Source organism: Rhodoferax sp. ZS1R25 (assembly GCF_056521335.1).
In genome coordinates this window covers 1,468,919-1,491,253 of the sequence record NZ_JBWMAZ010000001.1, presented here as the reverse complement: position 1 = coordinate 1,491,253, position 22,335 = coordinate 1,468,919, and the positions used below count along the sequence as shown (strand labels likewise).

Below are 22,335 nucleotides of genomic sequence, written 5' to 3'. Positions count from 1 at the left end.
GCCTTTGGCCGCTCTGTATTTATAAGGTTTTTGGCCTCCAGCCCCCGTATTCATTGCGCAAGCAGCTATTAATTTAATAGCGACGCCCGGTCAGCACCAGGGTCAGGCGCATCAGGCCATAGGCCAACCAGTCCAGCGCGCGCTGGCCCAGAGGCCGCCGCGCATGGGCGATACCGTCCAGGCGGCGTCCGTGTTCGGCAATGGCCTGCAGCAGGGCCTGGCGTAACTGGGCGGCAAACACCGGGTCCTGCACCACCACATTGGCCTCACGCGCCAGCAGCAGGCTCAGTGGGTCCAGGTTGGACGAACCCACGGTGGCCCACTGCCCGTCGACCACCGCCACCTTGGCATGCAGAAAACCGGCCGCGTATTCATGGATTTCCACGCCGGCGTCCAGCAGCGCGCCGTACACCGGGCGCGCTCCGTGGTACTGCATGAAGTACTCGTACTCGCCATTGAGCAACAGGCACACGCGCACGCCGCGCCGCGCCGCATGCATCAGCGCCCGGCGCAGCTTGCCACCCGGCAGAAAGTAGGCGTTGGCAATGATGACCTCGTGCTGGGCGGCGCCCAGCGCCTTGCGGTAGGCCCGCTCGATGCGGGCACGGTGGCGTACGTTGTCGCGCAGCACCAATGCGGCGGGAGAACCCGTGGCGTCGCCCGCGCCCGCGGGCACCGCCTGGGCAGCCTGAGCGGCACTGACCAGCGAGGCCTTGGCCTGCGACCACTCCAGCCGTTCCAGCTGGCGCGTGGCCTGCAGCCGCCCCCAAAATTGCCGCATGGTGCGGTGCACATCGGCCACCAACGGGCCCTGCACCTGCACCGCAAAATCAAACCGTGGCGAGGTCAGCTGGCCATAGTTGGGGTCGTAGAGGTCATCCAGCACATTGATGCCACCGCAAAACGCAATCCGCCCATCCACCACGGCCAGCTTGCGGTGCAGACGGCGCCAGCGGCCCGGAATCAGCAGGCCCAAGCGACCCAGTGGCTTGAAGCGATGCCAATGCACGCCCGCACCATCCCAGCGCTGCTGCCAGGCGAATGGCACTTCGGGGGTACCCACACCATCCAGCACCACCATCACCTGTGCTCCGCGCTGTGCGGCCCGTTCGAGGGCGGCAGCCACGCCCTCGCCTTGCGGGTCGAAGCTGAAAATATAGGTCTCCAAGCGCACCTCTTGCGTGCTGGCGTCGATGGCGGCAATCAGCGCAGGGAAGTACTCGGTACCGCCCTGTAGCAACGCCAGGTGGTGGCCGGGTGTGTAGGGAACATCGGTCACCGCGCATCCGCCCACTCAAATTCGGCGATCAGCGGCAGGTGGTCCGACATGCGCCACCAGTTGCGGCCATGCGGCACGGTGATGCCTACCGGCTGCATACCGCGGGCCAGCACATGGTCCAGCTGCACCAACGGCAGGCGCGAGGGAAACGTGGGATAGCGCCCCGTGGTGAAGGCCCGCAGGCCCGCAGGCGCCAGCAAGCGCGACACCACAGCAGCACCATCGTTGAAGTCACCCGCCACCACCAACGGGGCGTCCTGCGGAATCTCGCGCGCAATGAACTCCACCAACTGGCCCAACTGGCGCACGCGGCTGCCGCGGATCAGCCCCAGGTGCACCACCAGCACATGCACGGCACGCCCTTCGATCAGCAGCTCCACATGCAACAGGCCACGTTGCTCAAAGCGGTGGTCCGACATGTCTTCGTGCTGGTGCGCCACCACGGGCCAGCGCGAGAGCAGCGCATTGCCATGCTCGCCATGGCGGGTCACGGCGTTGGTACGGTAGACGGCCACATAGCCCTCAGGTGCCAGAAAATCGGCCTGTGGCAACTCGGGCCAGTGGGCAAAGTGCGCCGCCTCCCGGTGGTGCACCTTGCGCACCTCTTGCAGGCAAACCACATCGGCATCGAGCTGCTCCACGCCATGGCCCAGGTTGTGGATCTCCAGCCGGCGCACGGGCCCCAGGCCCTGCACGCCCTTGTGGATGTTGTAAGTGGCAATGCGCAGCCGGGTCATGCCACGGTGCCCAGACGCTGTTTGGCGTAGTGGGGCAACTGCAAGATCGCCTCCGCATTCGAGGGAGAAAAGCAGGCGTCCGCGGCGGCGTCGTAGGGCAGCCACTGGTAGTCGGTGTGCTCGCGCGGGTTCAGCTGCACCACCGCCCCGTCGGGCACCTGCAGGCCAAACACACGCTCGGTGTTGTGCGTGACGCCCGGCGCGTAGCGGTGCAGCCAGCGTGGGTAGATGCCGTAGATGTTCTCCAGCCCCCAATCACGCAAATGCGGCGCCAGCGCGCTGCCCGGCGTGCAGTCCAGGCCGGTTTCTTCCAGCACCTCACGCGCGGCGGTGTCGGCCCAGGGCTCGTCCAGCGCATCCTTGCTGCCCGTGACCGACTGCCAGAAGGCTGGCGCGTCCGGGTCCGCCTCGGTGCGGCGGATCAGCAGCACGTCCCAAGCCGGGGTGTAGATCACCACCAGCACCGACTGCGGGATTTTGAAAGACTTGGGCTTGGGCATGGAGGCAAACAAAAAGGGCGCTCACAGAGCGCCCTTTCATTGTGCACCAGCCCTGCGGCTGCGCTTGTAGGATTAGGCCGCTTTCACAGCGTCCAGGTTGCGCAAACGGATATGCAGTTCGCGCAGCTGTTTTTCGTCTACCGGGCTGGGCGCCTGGGTCAGCAAACACTGGGCACGCTGGGTCTTGGGGAAGGCGATCACGTCACGGATGGACTCGGCGCCGGTCATCAGCGTGACGATACGGTCCAGACCGAAGGCCAGGCCGCCGTGCGGGGGCGCGCCGTACTGCAGCGCATCCAGCAGGAAGCCAAACTTCAGCTGGGCTTCTTCGGGCGTGATCTTCAGCGCGTCGAACACTTTCTGCTGCACGTCGGCACGGTGGATACGGACCGAACCACCACCCATTTCCCAGCCGTTCAAGACCATGTCGTAGCCTTGCGAGATGCACTTCTCGGGCGCAGTGACCATCCAGTCTTCGTGACCGGCCTTGGGCGCGGTGAAGGGGTGGTGCACCGCGGTGTAGCGTTGGTTTTCCTCGTCGAACTCGAACATGGGGAAATCCACCACCCACAGGGGCTTCCAGCCCGCGGTGAACAGGCCGTTTTTCTTGCCAAACTCGCTGTGGCCGATCTTGATACGCAGCGCGCCAATGGCGTCGTTGACGATTTTTTCCTTGTCGGCACCGAAGAAGATCAGGTCGCCGTCTTGTGCGCCCGTGCGCTCCAGCACCGCAGCCAAGGCCACGTCGTGGATGTTCTTGACGATGGGGCTTTGCAGACCGTCGCGGCCCATGGCCAACTCGTTGACGCGGATGTAGGCCAAGCCCTTGGCACCGTAGATCTTGACGAACTCGGTGTAGGCATCGATCTCACCGCGGCTGATACCGCCGCCTTCGACAGAGCCACCAGGCACGCGCAGAGCCACCACACGGCCGCCCTTCATCGTGGCGGCGCCGGAGAAGACCTTGAAGTCCACGTCCTTCATCACGTCGGTCAGTTCTGCGAACTGCAGGTTCACGCGCAAGTCAGGCTTGTCGGAGCCGTACAGGCGAGCAGCGTCCTGGTAGGTCATGACCGGGAACTCGCCCAGGTCCACGCCGATGGTGTTCTTGAACACCGTGGTGATCATGCCCTGGAACATCGCGCGGATGTCTTCCTCGGTCAGGAACGAAGTCTCGATATCGATCTGGGTGAATTCGGGTTGGCGATCAGCGCGCAAGTCTTCGTCACGGAAGCACTTGGTGATCTGGTAGTAACGGTCAAAACCGGCCACCATCAACAACTGTTTGAACAACTGGGGCGACTGGGGCAGCGCGAAAAACATGCCATCGTGGACACGGCTAGGCACCAGGTAATCGCGCGCGCCCTCGGGCGTGCTCTTGGTCAGCATGGGGGTTTCGATGTCGACGAAGCCGTTGGCATCCAGGAACTTGCGCACTTCCATGGACACGCGGTAACGCAGCATCAGGTTGTTCTGCATGTAGGGGCGGCGCAGATCCAGCACACGGTGCGTCAGGCGGGTGGTCTCGGACAGGTTCTCGTCGTCGATCTGGAATGGAGGCGTGACCGAGGCGTTGAGCACCGTCAGCTCGTGGCACAGCACTTCGATCTTCCCGCTCTTCAGGTTGTCGTTGGTCGTGCCTGCAGGGCGCGCGCGCACCAGGCCCTTGATCTGCACGCAGTATTCGTTGCGGATGTCTTCGGCCACCTTGAACATGTCGGCACGGTCGGGATCGCAGACCACCTGCACATAGCCTTCGCGGTCGCGCACGTCCACAAAAATCACACCACCGTGGTCACGGCGACGGTTCACCCAACCACACAGGGTTACGGTTTCGCCCAACAGGGCTTCGGTCACAAGACCGCAATAGTGGGAGCGCATGGCCATAGCTTGCTTTCAGTTCGCCGCCCCAAAGGCGGCGGGTTGTTAATGGGTTGGTTGGGGCGCCACAGAACCCATGGAGATCACATAGGTCAGGGCTTCGTCCACACTCATGTCCAGTTCGATCACATCCGCCCTGGGCAGCATCAGAAAGAACCCGCTGGTGGGGTTGGGCGTGGTGGGGACGTACACGCTGACGAATTCGCCGTTCAGGTGTTTTTGGACTTCACCACTGGGCGTACCGGTCTGGAACGCAATCGTCCAGCTGCCCGCGCGCGGGTACTGGATCAGCAAGGCCGTGCGAAAGGCATTGCCATTGCTGGAAAACAGCGTGTCGGATACTTTCTTGACGCTGTTGTAGATCGATTTGACGATGGGAATGTTGGTGAACAAGCGGTCCCACTGGCGTACCAGCCAACGGCCCGCCACGTTGGACACCAGCGCACCGGTGAGCAGCAGCGCCAGCACCACCAGAATCACGCCCAGACCATGGATGGCGCGCAGCTTGTCGATCATCGGCAAGGCGGCCACCGGCAGCAACGCCTCAAACCCGGTGAGGACCCCACCAAAGATGCCGTCCAGAATGCCGACCATCCACAGAATCACCCAGACGGTGATGGCCAGTGGCAGCCAGACCAGCAGGCCGGTGATCAGGTATTTTTTGATGGGCACGGTGTTTCCAGTTCTGCAGGCGGGTCAGGGGGTCGATTTGGGCGGGGTGGCTGCAGGCGTGGGGCTGCTAGGGCTGGCGACTGCCGGCGTCGTAGCGGCGGGCGCGGCATCGGTCTTGGCGGCCGGGGCCGCGGCGCTATCGCCGGTGGCTGGCGCTACGCTGGTGGCCGGTGCGCTGCCGCCCTTGAAGTCGGTCACGTACCAGCCGGAGCCTTTGAGCTGAAAGCCGGCAGCGGTCAGCTGCTTTTTGAACGTGGATTGCCCGCAGGTGGGGCAGTCTTGCAGAGGCGCGTCGGAGATTTTTTGCAATACGTCCTTGGCAAACCCGCAGGACTCGCATTTATAGGCGTATATGGGCATGGAAGTATGGCTCTGACATCAAGTTGCAAAGCTTTCCATTATAAGTGGCGCTTAGAAAACTCCAACGCGCACCACAATCTGCATCACCACCATACCCAGCGCGAAACCTATGACCGCGGCCACCAGGGTCTGCAGCAAGCGGTTCGTGCGCTTTTGTTCCAGCAACAACTCGTGCACCAACTGGCTGTTATCGGTACCGCGTTGCTGCAAAAACTGGTGCAGCAGCGCAGGCAGCTCGGGGATCAGCTTGGCGTAGCGCGGAGCCTGGGCCTTGAGCTCATTGATGAGCTTTTGCGGGCCCACCTGCTCCAGCATCCACTGCTCTAAAAAAGGCTTGGCCGTGGCCCACAGGTCCAGCTCAGGGTCCAGCTCGCGGCCGAGGCCCTCGATATTGAGCAGGGTTTTTTGCAGCAGCACCAGCTGCGGCTGGATTTCCACATGGAAGCGGCGTGAGGTCTGGAACAGGCGCATCAGCACCATGCCCAGCGAAATTTCCTTCAACGGCCGGTCGAAATAAGGCTCGCACACCGCGCGTACCGCCGCCTCCAGCTCGTCCACTCGGGTACTGGCTGGCACCCAGCCCGATTCGATGTGCAGCTCGGCCACACGCTTGTAGTCGCGCCGGAAGAACGCCACAAAGTTTTGCGCCAGGTATTCTTTGTCGACCTCGGTGAGCGTGCCCACGATGCCGAAGTCCAGCGAGATATAGCGGCCAAACGTGGCTGGGTCCAGGCTGACCTGGATGTTGCCCGGGTGCATGTCGGCATGGAAAAAGCCATCGCGAAACACCTGGGTGAAGAAAATGGTGACGCCATCGCGCGCCAGCTTGGGGATGTCTACCCCCGCGGCACGCAGCCGGTCCATCTGGCTGATGGGCACACCCACCATGCGCTCCATCACCAGCACATCGGTGGTGCAGTAGTCCCACAGCATCTCGGGAATCAGTACCAGGTGCAGCCCCTCCATGTTGCGGCGCAGTTGGGCCGCGCTGGAGGCCTCGCGCACTAGGTCCAGCTCGTCGTGCAGGTACTTGTCGAACTCGGCCACCACCTCGCGCGGCTTCAGGCGTTTGCCGTCGGCCGACAGGCCCTCGACCCAGCCGGCCATCATGCGCATGAGGCTCAGGTCTTTGTCGATGACGTTGAGCATGTCGGGGCGCAGCACTTTGACGGCCACCTCGCGCTCACGGCCCTGGCGGTCGCGCAGCACCGCGAAGTGCACTTGCGCAATGGATGCGCTGGCCACGGGCGTGCGGTCAAACGACACAAACAATTCGTCGACGGGCTTGCCCAAGGCCCGCTCCACGATGGCCACAGCCAAGTCGGAGGGAAATGGGGGCACGCGGTCCTGCAGCTTGGCCAGTTCGTTGGCAATGTCCAGCGGCAGCAGATCACGCCGGGTAGACAGCACCTGGCCGAACTTCACAAAAATGGGGCCCAGGCGCTCCAGCGCTTCACGCAGGCGCTGGCCGCGTGGGGCATCCAGTTTGCGGCCTACCGAGACAATGCGGGCGAGCAGGTGCAGCCAGGGCTTCTGAAAACTGGTGAGCACCAGCTCGTCCAGCCCATAGCGCAGCGCTACCCAGACGATAAAAACGCCGCGGCTCAGACGGGTCATGCGGCAGTGCCGGAGGCAGCGTCAGACGGCGCGGCACGCTTGCCCACAAACTGCTGCAGTGCCTGGGCAAAGCTGCGTCCGGTTTGCATGAACAGATGGGCCGGGGCGTCACCCAGAATGCGCGAGAGGTCTTCTTCCACATCCCAGCGCACATGGTCGGCTAGCCAGTTGATCTCGGCAGCCAGCTGCACATCCCCCTCGATGCGTACCTTGGGCTTGCCACCCTGCATCAAGGCCTGGGCAATGGCAAAGGGGGATTCGTCGGTGATCACCAGCGTCAAGTCGGCAGTGGCGTCGGCCGGGGCCAGGTCCAACAGGCCGGCGGGTGTGGCCTGCACCTTGAAGGTGAACTCGCGCCACTGGCTGAGCACCACCCGCCCCTTTTGGCGCGCCAGGCGCTCCATAGCCTGGGGTTCTTGCTGCAGCACATGGTTGAGCAAGAGCACCACCCGGCGGTGGCTTTCTTCAATGGCCCAAGCGGGGGGGGCGGGAGGGGTCGGAAGTGCTTTCAAAAAGCCTTCCAGCATAGAAAAAGGGGACTGTGTTGCCATAGTCCCCCATTATTCCCTGAAACCCCGTGTGCGCTATTGCAGGGCCTGCACGCCCGCCACCAGCCAGCCGCTGGTGCCGGACTTGGACTTGGTCATGTTCCAGACTTCGCGGAACGGGCTGGGGCCGGCGGAGGGCTCTTCGCGGATCATGCCGGAGAACTCCACGCTGGCCATGTACTCGTCGGGCAGCTCTTCGATGCCCAGCAGGCGGGCCTCGATCATCACTACCTCGGTCAGGTTGGCATCGGCACCCGTGTGGGTCTCGCGCTCGGACAGCTGGGTCTGGATTTCCTTGAGCATGTCATCCGTCATCATGGCCCGCAGAGCCGGGATGTCCGAACGGTCCCACGCTGCCTGCAGCGTCACAAAATTGGACTTGGCCGACTTCAGGAAGCCTTCGCTGTCAAAACCGGCAGGCACACCCCAGGTTTGCGAGCCCAGCAAGGCAGAGCCGATCATGGAGCCTCCTTGGGGCGGTTGCTGTGGCGCTTCAAACGCCATGCTGTTGCGCTCCCAGGGCCGGGCCGACGCATCGTTGCCCACGTTTTCCGTGCGGTAGGGTTTGGCCAATGGTGCAGGCGAAGCGCCCGCGCCCTGGAAGGCGAAGGGCGATGCTTGCGACACTGCGGGTTTGCGGCTGCGCATGAACCAGCCCACCAGCATCATCACGCCCAGGGCCAGCAGGCCGAACATCAGGATGTTGCCAAAGGCCGCACCCATGCCCAAGGAATTGGCCAGCCAAGCCAGGCCCAAGCCAGCGGCCAGACCGCCGAGCATGGCGCCCCAGGGGCGCTTGGGAGCCACCGCAGGCGCGGGGGCTGCCGGAGCCGGTTTGGCCGCCGCGTTGTTCATGCCCTGTGCGGGGGCGGCAGGTGCCGCAGGCGCGGCTTCACGTTGCGTCACATTGCTGGACTGCTTGCCGAACGACTTACCGCCGCCGAAGCGTTTGGCGGCCTCTGCGTTGATGCCCGACAAGGACAACACCAGCGCCAAACCCAAAGCCCACAATTTCATGATTTCTCCAAAATGATTGTTCTCAGCACTTGATTCCAACATGCAATGCGGCAATGCCGCCAGTCAAGTTGTGATAGTCCACATGTCCAAAGCCCACTTTGTGCATCATGGTCTTTAGCTCTTGCTGGCCCGGATGCATGCGGATGGACTCCGCCAGATAGCGGTAGCTGGCGTCATCCCCAGCAATCAATTTGCCCAGGCGCGGCAGCACCTTGAAGGAATACCAATCGTAGACTTTCTCCAGTGGTGGCGCCACTTTGGAGAACTCCAGCACAAGCAGCTTGCCGCCGGGTTTTAGCACCCGGTTCATCTCGGCCAGGGCGAGGTCCTTGTGGGTCATGTTGCGCAGGCCAAAAGCCACACTGACCACGTTGAAGTGGTTGTCGGAAAAAGGCAACTTTTCCGCGTCGCAGACCAGCGTGGGCAGCACCACACCAGCGTCCAGCAGGCGGTTGCGGCCAGTGGAGAGCATGGCTTCGTTGATATCCGTATGCACCACCTGCCCGCTTTTGCCGACCTTTTTGGAGAAAGCCAGGGCTAGGTCGCCGGTGCCGCCGGCAATGTCCAGCGCCTTGTCACCTTCCTTCAGGTTGGCCACCAGCACGGTGTAGGCCTTCCAGCCGCGGTGCAGGCCGGCCGACATCAGGTCGTTCATCAGGTCGTATTTGGGTGCGACCGAATCGAACACGCCACGCACGTGGCTGGCCTTCTCCGATTCATCGACGGTCTTGAAGCCGAAATGGGTGTTTGTCATGGGTTGTGAGTAAAAAGTGGCTCTAGCCCCCGCGGAATATGCGCGAGTAGCTCCTGAAACAATAGCAATTTTAATGGCTGGCGCAGCTGTGCCCGCCCTTGGTCGCCATGGGTGTATCGCGCTCGGTGTGGGCGGCCTTGAGTTTGCCCTCGTATTCCTGCCAGAGCCGGTCCGCCTGGGAGCCCAGAAAGTACAGGTAGTCCCATGTGTAGATACCTGTGTCGTGGCCATCGGAAAAGCGTGGCTGCACCGCGTAGTTGCCCACGGGGTCCAGCGCTTCCAGCTCGACGTCGCGCTTGCCGGTTTGCAAGGTTTCCTGGCCGGGGCCGTGGCCCTGCACTTCGGCCGACGGCGAGTAGATGCGCATCAGCTCAAACGGGATGCGAAATTGCGCGCCGTCCGAAAAACTGACCTCCAGCACCCGGGACTGGCCGTGCACGGTCAGCGCCTGCGGGGTGGGAGAGTTGGGAGTGAGTCCGGCCATGGTCTTAAAAACGTGCGGTAAGGTTGATGTGCAATTTGTCCTCGCCTTCGCGAGGATAGGTCGTGCCACTGGCTGCTGGCAAGGCACTGCCGGTGATCACGCGGCCATAGTCGGCCGACAGCGAGAGCCCGGAGCGCACATAGCGCAGCCCCAAGCCCACACTGGCGATATTGTCCGATGCCAGCTTGTTGGCATTCGGGTTGTTGTTGCTGAGCCAGCCTGCGTCCACAAAGCCCAGCGCACGCCAGCCCGGGGCCAGCTCGGGGGTGGTGATTTCACCCGAGAGCGACAGGCCGCTGTCGCCAGAGAGGGGCCGCTCGCCCGTGCCGCGCACCGAGCCGGAGCCGCCGATGCCGAACTGCTCGCCCGCAATCAGCGCGTCCGGGCTGTACTGGAACTGGCCACGCACACCCCAGAGCCAGCCGCCACCCAGCCCCGCCAGGTAATTGGCTCCGCCATGCACGGCGGTCCAACTGGCCGTGCTGATGCGGGTGTCTTCAGTGCGGTAAGCCGCCAGGTCATTGCCATCACCACCGGGCAGGTTGATGGCCACATCGGCGTTGTAGCCCCAGGTGGCCAGGTCCGACTCCAGGCGGGCGTTGTAGCCCAGCGTGAGCGGCAGGCTGCGGCGCGTGGCTTGGCCGGCCAGCGGCACACCGTTGATCTTGGTCACGTTGAACTGCTTGTCATCCACGCCCAGCAGCAGGTAGCTGCGAAAGCCGCCCTGCGGTGCGAGGTAATGGTTGTAGCTGATGCCAGCTGTTTGACCCGCGCCGGTGCTTTTGAACGAGCCGAAGTCTCCCAGTACATCGGACTGCGTGAAGTTGGCGCCCAACACGCCGCCCCAGCGGTACATGGGGATGCGGTAGTTGAGGCCGTACTGGCGCACATCGTCCGGGCGCTCCATCGAAGTGGTGAAGGCCAGCGTCAGCGAATGGTCCAGGTCCGCGATATTGGCGTGGCCCGCAGTCAGCGTCACGCGGTCATTGCCGGTGGCCTTGGAACCCGTGTTGGCCGCGTTCACGGACACATACCAGGGCTTGGACTCCTTGACCAAAATGCGCGCATCGATCTTGTCGGGCTCTTCCGATTCCTTCAGCGACACCTGCACCTGCTTGCCAGGGCTCTCGTTGGCAATGGCGGTTTGCACCGCCAGGGTCTGGAAATTCGGCGCCGTGCCTTCGGCCAGTTCTGGCAGGCTGGTGCGCAGGTTGGCCTCGCTGTAGCGCTCGCGCCCTTCGATCGTCACCTTGCCAATCACGAACTTCACGATGTTGAGGGTGACGGTGGCGCCCACCTCTTGCGGCGGTAGCGCCACCCGGTGCAGCAGGTAGCCACGCTCTTTCAGCGCAGCCTCCAGCGCCTGCGTGGCTTTTTGCAGCGTTTCGATGGTGGCGTCGTTACGCAGATAGGGCGCGAGGATGCGGGAGACCTCCGAGGACGACAGCGGGTTGTCACCCACGATGTCAAAGCCGCGGATCACAAAACTGGGGTTGTTGGCAGAGGCCAGCACCGGGGCCGGAGCCTGCTGGGCGTTCGCAGACAGCGGCCCAAAACCCAGGACGGCACAGGCCAGAGACAGCGCGCGCAACGGAAACTTGGAGAGGTGAGGCATGGGCATCATCCGCGGCACTGGTTGACGGAGCGCACGCCCGCATCGTTGAGTACACCGCGCAACTGCTGGTTCTTGCTGTCGGGCCGCGGCACGATGTCAAAGTCCAGGAACAGCGGGATGCGCAGGGGGCGCACTGCGTCGCCATTGGCGCCAGCAAAACCGGCTTCGCCCCGACCCAACTGAAGAACCTCGGAAGCGGTGGTGATCTCGATATGGCCGTCGCGCACGAACACATACAGACCTTCCGTGCCCTCGGGCAAAGCGCCCCCGGAGAACAGCTGCTGCATGTCTACCTTAACCTCATCGGGGCGCGGCAAATCACCCAGCGTGGGCGCGGTCAGCACCCGCACCTCGTCGCGGCTCACAAACAAGCCCTGCCCGGCTTCCAGTACCTGCAAGCCGGTTTGTCCATTGGGCGTAACTTCGATGGAACCGAGCCAGGTAAAGAAACTGCAGCTGCCTGCGCCGGAGCAGTCCATGTCCAGCCCCGTGCCACGAATCCCGATGGTGGAGGTCGCCGTGGTGAAGCCCACGTTGCGCTGGTTGGCCTTGCCAATCAGCCCGGTCAGCGCGCGCATGGACCCTTGCAACAGCGAGAGCAGGAAGCGCCCTTCGCGCGGGTTGGCTTGGTCAAACACAAAGCTGTCCACCTTGAATCGGGTGTTGGCGCCAATGGTCACGCGGCTCTCATCGCGAAACGCGAAAACCGCGGTCGCGCCCACGCCGGTTTCCACCACATCACCGGGGTACACACTGCCGCCTGGCACCACGCGGCGCCGGGCTCCTGTGGCATCCACCACGCTGGCCTCACCCAGCAGCGTGACCAACTTGGCGCTGGCCAACACCATGTTGCTGCGGGCCGGGTCAGGTACCTTGGCCGATTCGGCCTTGCAGTCCGTGGTGCACAGGCGTGCGTCAAAGTCGGTTCCGCGGATGCCGATAGTCGCTGTGGCCGTGATCACGCGCGCGGCACCCGGCGTGCTTTTGTTGATCAACCCCGTGATGGCGCGGAAGCCACCGCGCAGCAACTGCAGCACCAGGCTGTTGTTCTCGGCGTTTTGTTTGTATTCGTACTGCTGGATCAGGATGTCAGAGTTTGGCCGCACCGTCATCTGCGTGCCGTCCTGCAACTTGACGATGGCATAGGCACCATCCGCCGTGGTCAGGCGGTCACCCGCCTGCAAGGCCAGGCCCTGGCCCAGCGTGCGTGGCGTCTGTCCGGCCGATTGGGCAAAGCCCACGCCGCGTGCAAACTCCACCTGCCCGGCTGGCTGTGCCAGTGCGGCAGACGCGCACGCCAAGGCCAGCGCAAAAACCGCGGCGAGTGTCTTCAGATTCGGCATATTTCGCCCTCCACCACCAGCCCGTCTTTCCCCTTGGCCTTGTCGTCCTGGGCATCCTGACGGATCAGCAGGGTTTCGAACTTGTCGGCGAAATCGGCGGTGGTGCTGCCGGCAAACGGCTGCAACGTATTCACTGCCTTGGTCACGGTGCCAATGGTGCCGCTGGTGTTGGCCTTGTAGCCATACACCTTGAGCCCCCCTGCATCCACCATCATGTCCACCGTGGCATTGCTGACGGTGGTGTTGATGCCGGTGCCGATATCAGGGCTGCTCAGCGTGCCGGTGCCGGACAGCGTGATCGTGCCCACGGGCGTAAAACCTCCAAGCAAGCCGGTTGGCCCCGTCAGCGTGGCACCGGCCAGGCTGATTGAAGTGGTCCCGTCATAGGCCTTGGTGACGGAGCCGCCCAAGGTACCGGTCAGTACCGCCACCACCGCGGGATCGTAGAGCACGCCATTGCCCGTGCCCAGCACGGTCGCGCCATAGGCTGCATTGAACTGCTTGAAAGCGGGTACGGAAACAAAGCTATGCCCCGCCAAGCTCTTGACATAGGCCAACCAGCGCCCATTGGGTGTGGTGATGGAAGCCGTGAAATTGCCCATCGTGCCATCGGTGCGCAGCACCACTGCGTCGCCCGCCGCAGATGCACTGATCGCACCGGCAAGGTTCAGGTTTCCGACCGAATACACATTGAGTGACGTGGTTGCGGTACTCCCCAAAGTCAAAGCAGTTGCATTGTTCACAATGGAGACCACGCCCCCATTGGCTACGTTCAGCGATTGAAACTGGTTTCCAGCATCTGTGAGGGTAATAGCTCCTCCACCGGAATCCAACGCTGTCGTGGTACCGCCGCCGAAGGAAACTGCACCTGATTGGGTCAAAGCCCCACCGGCTGTCTTGATACTCAATCCAGCGGTGGACGTGATAGCGCCCAAACTCAATGCTCCCGTATTCCAATAGCTCGACTGATTTGTATTGCCGGAAAGGTTCGCGCTGAGAGTCGACACAGCATTTGCCTCTGTCATGGTGACCAAGCCAGTTCCTTGCAATACCAAGCCACTCGCAGTAACAGTGGCACCCGCCGACTGAGTCACCCCAGCACCCCCAAATTTCAAAGCCACGGTATTGCCGGACGACGTCAAAGCGCCTGAAAAGCTAATTCCGCCTGTGGTTTCCAGCGTGAGGTTGTCTTGAAAGGTCGATGTCCCCACTGTGATCAACCCGCTGTGCGTGGCGCCACCAATGGTGATGTTGGAGAACCCGTTGGTCAGGGCGCCAAGCTCAGTGGCATCCAGTGTGAAAGCGCCAGTGCCAGTGCCCAGGCCTATGCTGGTAGTGCCTGTGAATGGTTTGAGCGACAAGGCACCGGTGCTCTGGATGGACACGCCTGTCGTGATCGCGATGTCTTCCAGCACGCCCTTGGCAACAAAACTGATAGCACCTGAAGCCGAGGCACCACCTATGGTGATCGCACTGCCGGTGCCATCCAGCTGAAAACTGTTCTGCGACGCTACGCCCGAACCGGCACCCGTGAAATTGATCGCTGCGGATCCCGTTGAGGTCACGTTGATCGGTCGGCCCGAAAACGCGAAAGCACGCACCCCCTCGGAATTGCCGGTAGCCGTGCCATCAATAGAAATCGCCCCACTGACCGACGACACGGTAAGCGCCGAAATACCGGTGGTCAGAAAAACTCCGTAGTTCAATCCGCCTGTGCTGCCCGCTCCCCCCGTGCCTGTGATGGCGATGGTCCCGCTGGAGGTCGCGCTTATCGTGCCACCATCCAGATACACCCCCATGTTGGAGGACGTGCCGTTGCTGCCGCCGGTGCCGGTGAGCGCAATGGCACCGGTAGCCGTCTGTATCGTTCCGCCGGACAAGTAAATGCCGTACTTGTTGTTGTAAACACCCGCACTGGCACCGCCCGTGCCATTCAGGGTGATATTGCCACTGGTGGTCAGCAGCGAACTGCCCGACCCAATTTCAATGCCACTGTTGATATTGGGAATGCCTGCGACGCCAGTACCTGTGATGCCGATGTTGCCCGTGCCGGCGTTCAGTGTGGCGCCGGTCAGCTTGATGCCGGTGGTGTTGGTAGCGTTACCAACGCCAGTCAGTGTGATGTTGCCTCCCTTGCTGGTGATCGAGGAGCCGGTATTCATCACAATGGCACCGCTGGCATTCAAAACCACACCCAAGGGGCTTGCCGTCGAGGTTGAGCTGATGCCAACCCCGCCATTCACCACAATGTCTTTGTCAGCTTGCAGCGTCAGCGTGGTACCGGAACCGGCGCTCTTGGTCACGTTGGACCCCACCACGATATTGCCCGCGCCACCGCCGCTGCTGGACGTGCTGACGGTCACGTTGTTCGAGACCAACGCGGCGTCCAGCGTCGCGGTTGTCAACAGAGAGTCCGTTGGCGTTCCCGCCGTTGAAAACACTGTGGGCCCGGCGAGGTCCACGGAGTTGTCCGTTCCCGCCATGCCCAATGCGGTTGCAGTTGCCTGATCCACCGCGATATAGATGTTGGTGGGGTCCAGCAGCAAGGTGCCTTTTTTGCCATTGGCGGCGCTGGTCGTCACTCTGCCCTTAAAAGACAAAAAGTTTTTGCCAGAGACCTCTACCGTCCCACCATTTCCGCTGCGGGCGCCACCGTTGGCGTTGATGGTGCCGAAATACCGCGTCGCATCGTCGGACCACACAATGACCTTACCGCCGTTGCCGTTGGTGCGGGCGTTCGCCAGCAACTGTGTATTCGCACCGACATAGGCGGCCTTGGCGTTTTGCACCAATGGGTTCTTGCCCTGGTAGTCGCCGCCCACCAGAATCTCACCACCGCCGGTAGCCCCGGATGCGTCTACGACTGCACGATCGGTAACCGCCACGCGGTTACCCAAAATGGCCACGCTGCCGCCCTGGCCTGTTGCGCTGCTGGCGTCGATGCGGGCGTCACCGCTGACATAGGTGTCACCGCTAGCTTTGAGCACGACCTTGCCGCCTTCCAGCGTGGCCGTGGTCGCCTGGATCACACCGCTGTGGCGCAGCGTGCCTGCGAACACGCCGACCGCGCCCGCCTTTAGGGTGCCCAGATTCACCGCAGAGTCGGTGGGCGCCTGCACCTGCAGGTAAATGCCCTCCAGGCCACGACCCGTGAGCTCCACCTTTTGCCCGGCCGCCAAAATCGTGCTGCCGTTGGGCGCTTCCATCAGCGCTTCGCCGCCCGTGTTGATGCTGGAGCCAATCAACACCACATCGCCACTGCGCGCCAGAATGCGGCCCTGTACTGACACACCCGACGTCGACGTTGTGTCGTCACCAAAGCGCAGGCGCCCCGCCAGCGCGTCGGCATCCGACATGCGCAAGGCCGACGCGGTAAAGCCCGCCGTGTCCACCACAGCCCCTGTGCCCACGGCAATGCCGGCCTGGTTCACCAGCACCAGACTGCCATTGCTCGACAAGGTACCAAACAACAGAGACGGGGTGTTGGTCACCACCCGGTTGATCGAGGTGCTGGCCGCGTTGGGCTGCTGAAAATGGGTGGTGCTACCGGCCGGGATGGAGAAGCTTTGCCAGTTGATGGCCGAATAGTTGGTGCCAGCGCCGTTTTGGGTGGTCACCACCAGCCGATTGCCCGTGGCCGCCATATTGGCGGTGCCCACAATGGCCACGCCGCCTTCGGGGTTGGCAAAGGCCGCCGACGGTGCGACCGTCCACGCCACCGCAATGGCGAGTGAGAGTGCTCCCAGCCGCAACGGTGGATACGCCGCAGGCCACACCAGTGCACGACCGCCGCTTGCACCGGCCGCTGCGCGCCCGCTACTGGTGGCGATTTCAGCCACAGCGACCATAGCGCCCAGCGCACTGTTCCAGACAGTGCGGTAAATGTGATTCAGTGACGCACGATTCGACATATGGGAGTCCCCCCGACAACACAACCCTGGCCCCGCGATCTTAGGGAGTCAGCAGGCACGGCAACATACCGCCTGACAAGCCCACACCGACGGTCTGTGGGCGAGTATCGGCCTAAATCCCGCCCGGCCCCGCAAAAATTCGCAGGGCTGGGCCGATGGGACTACACCAGCACGCGCTCAATACCGCCCGCGTTGGCCGTCTGCACGTACTCGGGCATCCAGTCCTTGCCCAGAATCTGGTTGGCCATCTCGACCACGATGTAATCGGCCTCCAGCAGACCCGACTTGAGGTCATCCTGGTAGCGGTTCAGACCCATCAGGCAGCTGGGGCACGAGGTCAGAATTTTGACGTTCTGCTCAGGCTGCACGCTGCCGGATGCGCGCAGCGTGGCTTCGCCCTTGCGAATTTCTTCTTCCTTGCGGAAGCGGATCTGGGTGGACACATCGGGGCGCGACGAGGCCAAACCACCGCTCTCGCCGCAGCAGCGCTTGCTCTCCACCACTCCATCGCCTACCAGTGCCTTCACTGTTTTCATGGGCTCCTGCAGCTTCATGGGACTGTGGCAGGGGTCGTGGTACAGGTAACCACCACCAGCGGCAGCGCCCAGTGTGATGTTCTTTTCCAGCAGGTACTCATGGATGTCCATGATGCGGCAGCCGGGGAAGATCTTGTCAAACTCGTAGCCCTGCAGCTGGTCGTAGCAGGTCCCGCAGCTCACCACCACGGTCTTGATGTCCAGGTAGTTCAGCGTATTGGCCACGCGGTGGAACAGCACGCGGTTGTCCGTAATGATCTTCTCGGCCTTGTCGAACTGGCCCGAACCCTTTTGCGGGTAACCGCAGCACAGGTAGCCCGGGGGCAGCACGGTTTGCACACCGGCATGCCACAGCATGGCCTGGGTTGCCAGGCCCACCTGGCTGAACAGCCGCTCCGAGCCGCAGCCGGGGAAGTAAAACACTGCCTCGGTCTCCGCCGTGGTGGTCTGCGGGTTGCGGATGATGGGGACGTAGTCCTTGTCTTCAATGTCCAGCAACGCGCGGGCCGAGCGCTTGGGCAGGCCACCCGGCATCTTCTTGTTGATGAAGTGGATCACCTGCTCTTTGGGCGAGGCGGGTCCCACCGTGGCGGGCGGCGCCTGCGTCTGCTTGCGGGCCAGCACATTGAGCACGCGGTTGCCCAGACGCTGAGCCTTGAAGCTCAGGTCGGTGGCGGTGCGGGCCACGGCAATGGCGCTGGGGCTGGTGGTGCCAATAAACCAGGACTGGAAGGCGGCGGCGGGGCGGAAGCTCTGCTTGTCCATTTTGCGCAGCAGGTTGCGCATGTTCATGGTCACGTCGCCAAAGTCGATCTTCACCGGGCACGGTGACTCGCACTTGTGGCACACCGTGCAATGGTCGGCCACATCCTCAAACTCTTCCCAGTGCTTCACGCTGATGCCGCGACGCGTCTGCTCTTCGTAGAGGAAAGCCTCCACCAACAGTGACGTCGCCAGAATCTTGTTGCGCGGGCTGTACAGCAGGTTGGCGCGCGGCACGTGGGTCGCGCACACCGGCTTGCACTTGCCGCAGCGCAAGCAGTCTTTGACCGAATCGGCAATCGCGCCAATATCGCTCTGCTGCATGATCAGCGACTCGTGGCCCATGAGGCCGAAGGACGGCGTGTAGGCATTAGTCAGGTCGGCATAGATGGTCGAACCATCTGCAGTCAAATGCGGTGCAAATCCGCTTCCAGGCTGCGCGGGCAGCTCCTGATTTCGGAGCAACTTGCCTTTGTTGAAGCGCCCCTCGGGGTCCACCTTGGCCTTGTAGGCGATGAAGGGAGCCAGCTCGGCCTCGCTCAAAAACTCCAGCTTGGTGATGCCAATGCCGTGCTCGCCCGAGATCACGCCGTCCAGGCTGCGCGCCAGCGCCATGATGCGTTTGACCGCACCGTGCGCCGCCTGCAGCATGTCGTAGTCATCGCTGTTGACGGGGATGTTGGTGTGCACATTGCCGTCACCCGCATGCATGTGCAGCGCGACCCATACGCGGCCCTTGAGCACACGCTTATGAATGGCTGTGCATTCCAGCAGGATGGCCTCAAACGCGGCGCCGGTGAAGATGTCTTGCAGCGGCGCACGCAGCTGGGTCTTCCAGCTGGCACGCAGCGTGTGGTCTTGCAGCTGCGAGAACAATGGCTCCACATCATTGAGCCAGCCCTGCCACTGGCCGCGCACTTGCGCCACCAGCTCCAGCGCCTGCGCCACACGGTCTTCCAGCAGCTCTGCACTGGGAATGTCGTTGGCATCATCGGTCTTGCCCAGGGGCAGGTCGCTGCGCTCAAAGAACTCGGTCAGCGCATCACACAGCGCCAGCTTGTTCCGCAGGCTCAGCTCGATGTTGATGCGCTCGATGCCGTCGGTGTACTCGGCCATGCGCGGCAGCGGAATCACCACGTCTTCGTTGATCTTGAAGGCGTTGGTGTGCTTGCTGATGGCGGCGGTGCGCTTGCGGTCCAGCCAGAATTTTTTGCGTGCCTCAGCACTCACAGCCACAAAGCCTTCGCCGCTGCGGCTGTTGGCCAGGCGTACCACTTCACTGGTCACGCGGGCCACGTCGTCGGCATCGTCACCGGCAATGTCACCCACCAGCACCATCTTGGGGAAGCCGCCGCGCTTGCTCTTGGTGGCGTAGCCCACGGCTTTCAGGTAGCGGTCATCCAGGTGCTCCAGGCCGGCCAGCAACACGCCACTGCGTTTTTGCTCGGCAAACATGAAGTCCTTGATGTCCACGATGCTGGGCACAGCGTCGCGGGCATTGCCAAAGAACTCCAGGCACACGGTGCGCGTGTGGGCGGGCATCTTGTGCACCACCCAGCGTGCGCTGGTGATCAGGCCATCGGTGCCCTCTTTCTGGATGCCGGGCAGACCGCTCAAGAACTTGTCCGTCACGTCCTTGCCCAGGCCTTCCTTGCGGAAGGTGGCGCCGGGAATATCCAAGCGCTCTTGGCGAATAGGCGTTTTGCCGTCGGCCTTGTAGTACTGCAGCACAAAGCTGGCCACTTCCACGTCATGGATCTTGCCCATGTTGTGGTTCACGCGGGTGACTTCCAGCCACTCGGCCTGCGGTGTCACCATGCGCCAGCTGGCCAGGTTGTCCAATGCCGTACCCCAGAGCACAGCTTTTTTACCACCCGCGTTCATGGCGATGTTGCCGCCAATGCACGAGGCCTCGGCCGAGGTCGGGTCCACGGCGAACACAAAGCCCGCACGTTCGGCCGCATCGGCAACGCGCTGGGTCACCACACCGGCTTCACTCCAGACGGTGCCGACTTCGCGGTCCAGACCGGGCAAGACTTTCATCTCCACCTCGGTCATGGCTTCGAGCTTCTCGGTGTTGATGACCGCACTCTTCCAGGTCAAGGGAATCGCACCGCCCGTGTAGCCGGTGCCACCCCCACGCGGGATGATGGTCAGACCCAGGTCGATACAGCCCTTCACCAGCCGGGCCATTTCTTCTTCCGAATCGGGGCACAGCACCACAAAGGGGTACTCCACGCGCCAGTCGGTCGCGTCGGTCACATGGCTCACGCGGCTCAGGCCGTCGAACTTGACGTTGTCTTTGGCGGTCAGCTTGTAGAGCAGCTTTTGGGTCTTTTTGCGCAGCCCAGCCACTTCCACAAATGCGGCGTCAAACGCTTTGACCGCAGCGCGGGCGGCCACCAGAAGCTGGCCCACCATGGCGTCACGCTCAGGGTCGGCCTGCGGGGTACGGCGTTTTTCTACCTCGCCCAGGCGGTGGTTCAGCGCGTCCACCAGCTGACCGCGGCGCTTGGGGTTGTCCAGCAGGTCGTCCTGCAAATAGGGGTTGCGCTGCACCACCCAGACATCGCCCAGCACTTCATAGAGCATGCGGGCCGAACGGCCGGTCTGGCGCTCACCGCGCAGGTGGTTCAGCAAGTCCCAACTCTGAGAACCCAAGAGGCGAATCACAATCTCACGGTCGGAGAAGGACGTGTAGTTGTACGGGATTTCGCGGATGCGTTCTTGCACATGCGCACCAGGGCTGGTGGCGCTGAGGAGGTGATTGAGCGAGGTGGGTGCGTTCATCAGGGTGGGTAGTTGCTGCCAAGAGCCCCAAAACGGGCGTTTTTTGGTAGGCCTTAGATGGTACCGCACCCACTATTCACGGGCTTTTCTAGTGGAAACCCCTGACCAAACGGTCAAGGTCTCTCGGGTTTAATCAAATTGACACGAATTTGACACGACCCGCCCCTAGCATCGCGCCATTCTTAATTCAGGAGCCTTCCCCCATGTCGATCACCCGCAGAGCCCTTGCCATCGCCGCTGTATCTGCAGCCGCGTTCTCCATTCCCACCCTGGCCCAGGCCCAGGTCGACATCCAGTGGTGGCACTCCATGACCGCGGTGAACGGCGAGTGGGTCAACGACCTGGCGAAGGAGTTCAACGCCAGCCAGAAGGAATACCGCATCCTGCCCACCTTCAAGGGCACGTACGACGAGTCCATGACCGCGGCTGTGGCCGCCTTCCGCGCGGGCAATGCCCCGCACATCCTGCAGGTGTTTGAAGTGGGCACCGCCACCATGATGGCCAGCAAGGGCGCCATCGTGCCTGTGGGCAAGGTGATGACGGACGCGGGCTACAAGTTCGACCCCAAGGTCTACATCCCCGCCGTGGCCGGTTACTACACCGCGCCCAATGGCCAGATGCTGAGCTTCCCGTTCAACAGCTCCACCACCGTTTTCTATTACAACAAGGATGCCTTCAAGGCCGCCGGCCTGGACCCAGAAAAAGCGCCCGCCACCTGGGGGGAAGTGGCCCTGGCTGCCGCCAAGCTCAAGGCCAGCGGCCACAAATGCCCGCTGTCCATTTCCTGGCAGAACTGGACCCAGCTGGAGAGCTTCTCCGCCTGGCACAACGTGGAATTCGCCAGCAAGCAGAATGGCCTGGGCGGCATGGACGCGCGCCTTAAAGTGAACACCCCCCTGCACCAGCGCCACATTGAAAACCTGGCCAACATGGCCAAGCAGGGCCTGTTTGTCTACAAGGGCCGCGGCAACGTGCCCGAGGCCAGCTTTGTGTCGGGCGAGTGCGCCATGATGACGACGTCCAGCGGCTTCTACGGCAACGTGAAGAAGAACGCCAAGTTCGCCTACGGTCTGGCCCCCCTGCCCTACTACCAGGACGTGCCCGGCGCGCCGCAAAACACCGTGATCGGTGGCGCCAGCCTTTGGGTCATGGCCGGCAAGAAACCCGAGGAATACAAAGGCATCGCCAAGTTCTTCGACTTCATCTCCCAGCCTGAAGTGCAATCCGCCAGCCACAAGCGCACCGGCTACCTGCCTGTCACCACCGCCGCGTACCAGCTGACCGAGAAGTCCGGCTTCTACAAGGAAAACCCCGGTACCGACGTGGCCGTGACCCAAATGATCCGCAAGGTGACTGACAAGTCCCGCGGCATCCGCCTGGGCAACTATGTGCAGATCCGCGCCATCGAGGACGAAGAACTCGAACAAGTGTGGGCCGGCAAAAAGACCGCCAAGGAAGCCCTGGAAGCCATCGTCACCCGTGGCGACGAGCAACTGGCCCGCTTTGAAAAAGCCAACAAATAGGTAGCT

16 protein-coding genes are annotated in these 22,335 nt (G+C 62.6%); 1 reads left to right on the top strand and 15 read right to left on the bottom strand.

Annotated features, from left to right (window positions below; translation table 11 throughout):
• Positions 1-73: 73 nt before the first annotated feature.
• The 15 genes from clsB to AC097R_RS07085 all read right to left on the bottom strand — a co-directional run bounded on the left by clsB (position 74) and on the right by AC097R_RS07085 (position 20,806).
• A complete protein-coding gene (gene clsB / locus AC097R_RS07155) occupies positions 74-1,279 on the bottom strand; it encodes a cardiolipin synthase ClsB (protein WP_479597098.1) in 1,206 nt (401 codons plus the stop codon).
• A complete protein-coding gene (locus tag AC097R_RS07150; protein WP_479597096.1) occupies positions 1,276-2,016 on the bottom strand; it encodes an endonuclease/exonuclease/phosphatase family protein in 741 nt (246 codons plus the stop codon). Before AC097R_RS07150 ends, clsB begins: the two co-directional genes overlap by 4 nt.
• The gene (gene nudB, locus AC097R_RS07145) at positions 2,013-2,516 is read right to left on the bottom strand and encodes a dihydroneopterin triphosphate diphosphatase (RefSeq protein ID WP_479597094.1); all 504 of its coding nucleotides are present in this window, start codon (positions 2,514-2,516) and stop codon (positions 2,013-2,015) included. Before nudB ends, AC097R_RS07150 begins: the two co-directional genes overlap by 4 nt.
• Before the next feature lie 72 nt (positions 2,517-2,588).
• Positions 2,589-4,403: an aspartate--tRNA ligase gene (gene aspS / locus AC097R_RS07140; protein WP_479597092.1), complete on the bottom strand. Its 1,815-nt coding sequence runs from the start codon at positions 4,401-4,403 to the stop codon at positions 2,589-2,591.
• Between the two features lie 39 nt (positions 4,404-4,442).
• The gene (locus AC097R_RS07135) at positions 4,443-5,063 is read right to left on the bottom strand and encodes a DUF502 domain-containing protein (protein WP_479598106.1); all 621 of its coding nucleotides are present in this window, start codon (positions 5,061-5,063) and stop codon (positions 4,443-4,445) included.
• Positions 5,064-5,093: 30 nt separating this feature from the next.
• The gene (locus tag AC097R_RS07130; protein WP_479597090.1) at positions 5,094-5,429 is read right to left on the bottom strand and encodes an FmdB family zinc ribbon protein; all 336 of its coding nucleotides are present in this window, start codon (positions 5,427-5,429) and stop codon (positions 5,094-5,096) included.
• A gap of 51 nt (positions 5,430-5,480) precedes the next feature.
• Positions 5,481-7,046: a ubiquinone biosynthesis regulatory protein kinase UbiB gene (gene ubiB, locus AC097R_RS07125; protein ID WP_479597088.1), complete on the bottom strand. Its 1,566-nt coding sequence runs from the start codon at positions 7,044-7,046 to the stop codon at positions 5,481-5,483.
• Entirely contained in the window at positions 7,043-7,558 is a 516-nt protein-coding gene (locus tag AC097R_RS07120) for an SCP2 sterol-binding domain-containing protein (protein WP_479597086.1), read from the bottom strand. Before AC097R_RS07120 ends, ubiB begins: the two co-directional genes overlap by 4 nt.
• A gap of 72 nt (positions 7,559-7,630) precedes the next feature.
• Entirely contained in the window at positions 7,631-8,611 is a 981-nt protein-coding gene (locus tag AC097R_RS07115) for a Tim44 domain-containing protein (RefSeq protein WP_479597084.1), read from the bottom strand.
• A gap of 22 nt (positions 8,612-8,633) precedes the next feature.
• Positions 8,634-9,365 (bottom strand): bifunctional demethylmenaquinone methyltransferase/2-methoxy-6-polyprenyl-1,4-benzoquinol methylase UbiE, encoded by a 732-nt coding sequence (ubiE, locus tag AC097R_RS07110; RefSeq protein ID WP_479597082.1) that lies wholly within the window; start codon positions 9,363-9,365, stop codon positions 8,634-8,636.
• A 70-nt stretch (positions 9,366-9,435) separates the two neighbouring features.
• A complete protein-coding gene (locus AC097R_RS07105; RefSeq protein ID WP_479597080.1) occupies positions 9,436-9,849 on the bottom strand; it encodes a gamma-butyrobetaine hydroxylase family protein in 414 nt (137 codons plus the stop codon).
• A gap of 4 nt (positions 9,850-9,853) precedes the next feature.
• Positions 9,854-11,464 (bottom strand): ShlB/FhaC/HecB family hemolysin secretion/activation protein, encoded by a 1,611-nt coding sequence (locus AC097R_RS07100; RefSeq protein ID WP_479597078.1) that lies wholly within the window; start codon positions 11,462-11,464, stop codon positions 9,854-9,856.
• A gap of 5 nt (positions 11,465-11,469) precedes the next feature.
• Positions 11,470-12,807, bottom strand: a complete 1,338-nt coding sequence (locus AC097R_RS07095) for a FecR family protein (protein WP_479597075.1) — start codon at positions 12,805-12,807, stop codon at positions 11,470-11,472.
• On the bottom strand, positions 12,795-16,718 hold the full coding sequence (locus AC097R_RS07090; protein WP_479597073.1) for a two-partner secretion domain-containing protein: 3,924 nt from the start codon (positions 16,716-16,718) through the stop codon (positions 12,795-12,797). The genes AC097R_RS07095 and AC097R_RS07090 overlap by 13 nt, the downstream gene beginning before the upstream one ends.
• Before the next feature lie 161 nt (positions 16,719-16,879).
• Positions 16,880-20,806, bottom strand: a complete 3,927-nt coding sequence (locus AC097R_RS07085; protein ID WP_479597071.1) for a DUF3683 domain-containing protein — start codon at positions 20,804-20,806, stop codon at positions 16,880-16,882.
• Positions 20,807-21,009: 203 nt separating this feature from the next.
• On the opposite strand from AC097R_RS07085, the gene ugpB reads away from it, so the two are divergent.
• Positions 21,010-22,329, top strand: a complete 1,320-nt coding sequence (gene ugpB, locus AC097R_RS07080) for a sn-glycerol-3-phosphate ABC transporter substrate-binding protein UgpB (RefSeq protein WP_479597069.1) — start codon at positions 21,010-21,012, stop codon at positions 22,327-22,329.
• Positions 22,330-22,335: the final 6 nt, after the last annotated feature.

Bases quoted from the DNA above. Each gene is read 5' to 3' on its own strand.
- AC097R_RS07150 (WP_479597096.1), bottom strand. From the start codon at position 2,016: ATGACCCGGCTGCGCATTGCCACTTACAACATCCACAAGGGCGTGCAG.
- nudB (WP_479597094.1), bottom strand. From the start codon at position 2,516: ATGCCCAAGCCCAAGTCTTTCAAAATCCCGCAGTCGGTGCTGGTGGTG.
- aspS (WP_479597092.1), bottom strand. From the start codon at position 4,403: ATGGCCATGCGCTCCCACTATTGCGGTCTTGTGACCGAAGCCCTGTTG.
- AC097R_RS07130 (WP_479597090.1), bottom strand. From the start codon at position 5,429: ATGCCCATATACGCCTATAAATGCGAGTCCTGCGGGTTTGCCAAGGAC.
- ubiB (WP_479597088.1), bottom strand. From the start codon at position 7,046: ATGACCCGTCTGAGCCGCGGCGTTTTTATCGTCTGGGTAGCGCTGCGC.
- AC097R_RS07115 (WP_479597084.1), bottom strand. From the start codon at position 8,611: ATGAAATTGTGGGCTTTGGGTTTGGCGCTGGTGTTGTCCTTGTCGGGC.
- ubiE (WP_479597082.1), bottom strand. From the start codon at position 9,365: ATGACAAACACCCATTTCGGCTTCAAGACCGTCGATGAATCGGAGAAG.
- AC097R_RS07105 (WP_479597080.1), bottom strand. From the start codon at position 9,849: ATGGCCGGACTCACTCCCAACTCTCCCACCCCGCAGGCGCTGACCGTG.
- AC097R_RS07100 (WP_479597078.1), bottom strand. From the start codon at position 11,464: ATGCCTCACCTCTCCAAGTTTCCGTTGCGCGCGCTGTCTCTGGCCTGT.
- AC097R_RS07095 (WP_479597075.1), bottom strand. From the start codon at position 12,807: ATGCCGAATCTGAAGACACTCGCCGCGGTTTTTGCGCTGGCCTTGGCG.
- AC097R_RS07090 (WP_479597073.1), bottom strand. From the start codon at position 16,718: ATGTCGAATCGTGCGTCACTGAATCACATTTACCGCACTGTCTGGAAC.
- AC097R_RS07085 (WP_479597071.1), bottom strand. From the start codon at position 20,806: ATGAACGCACCCACCTCGCTCAATCACCTCCTCAGCGCCACCAGCCCT.
- ugpB (WP_479597069.1), top strand. From the start codon at position 21,010: ATGTCGATCACCCGCAGAGCCCTTGCCATCGCCGCTGTATCTGCAGCC.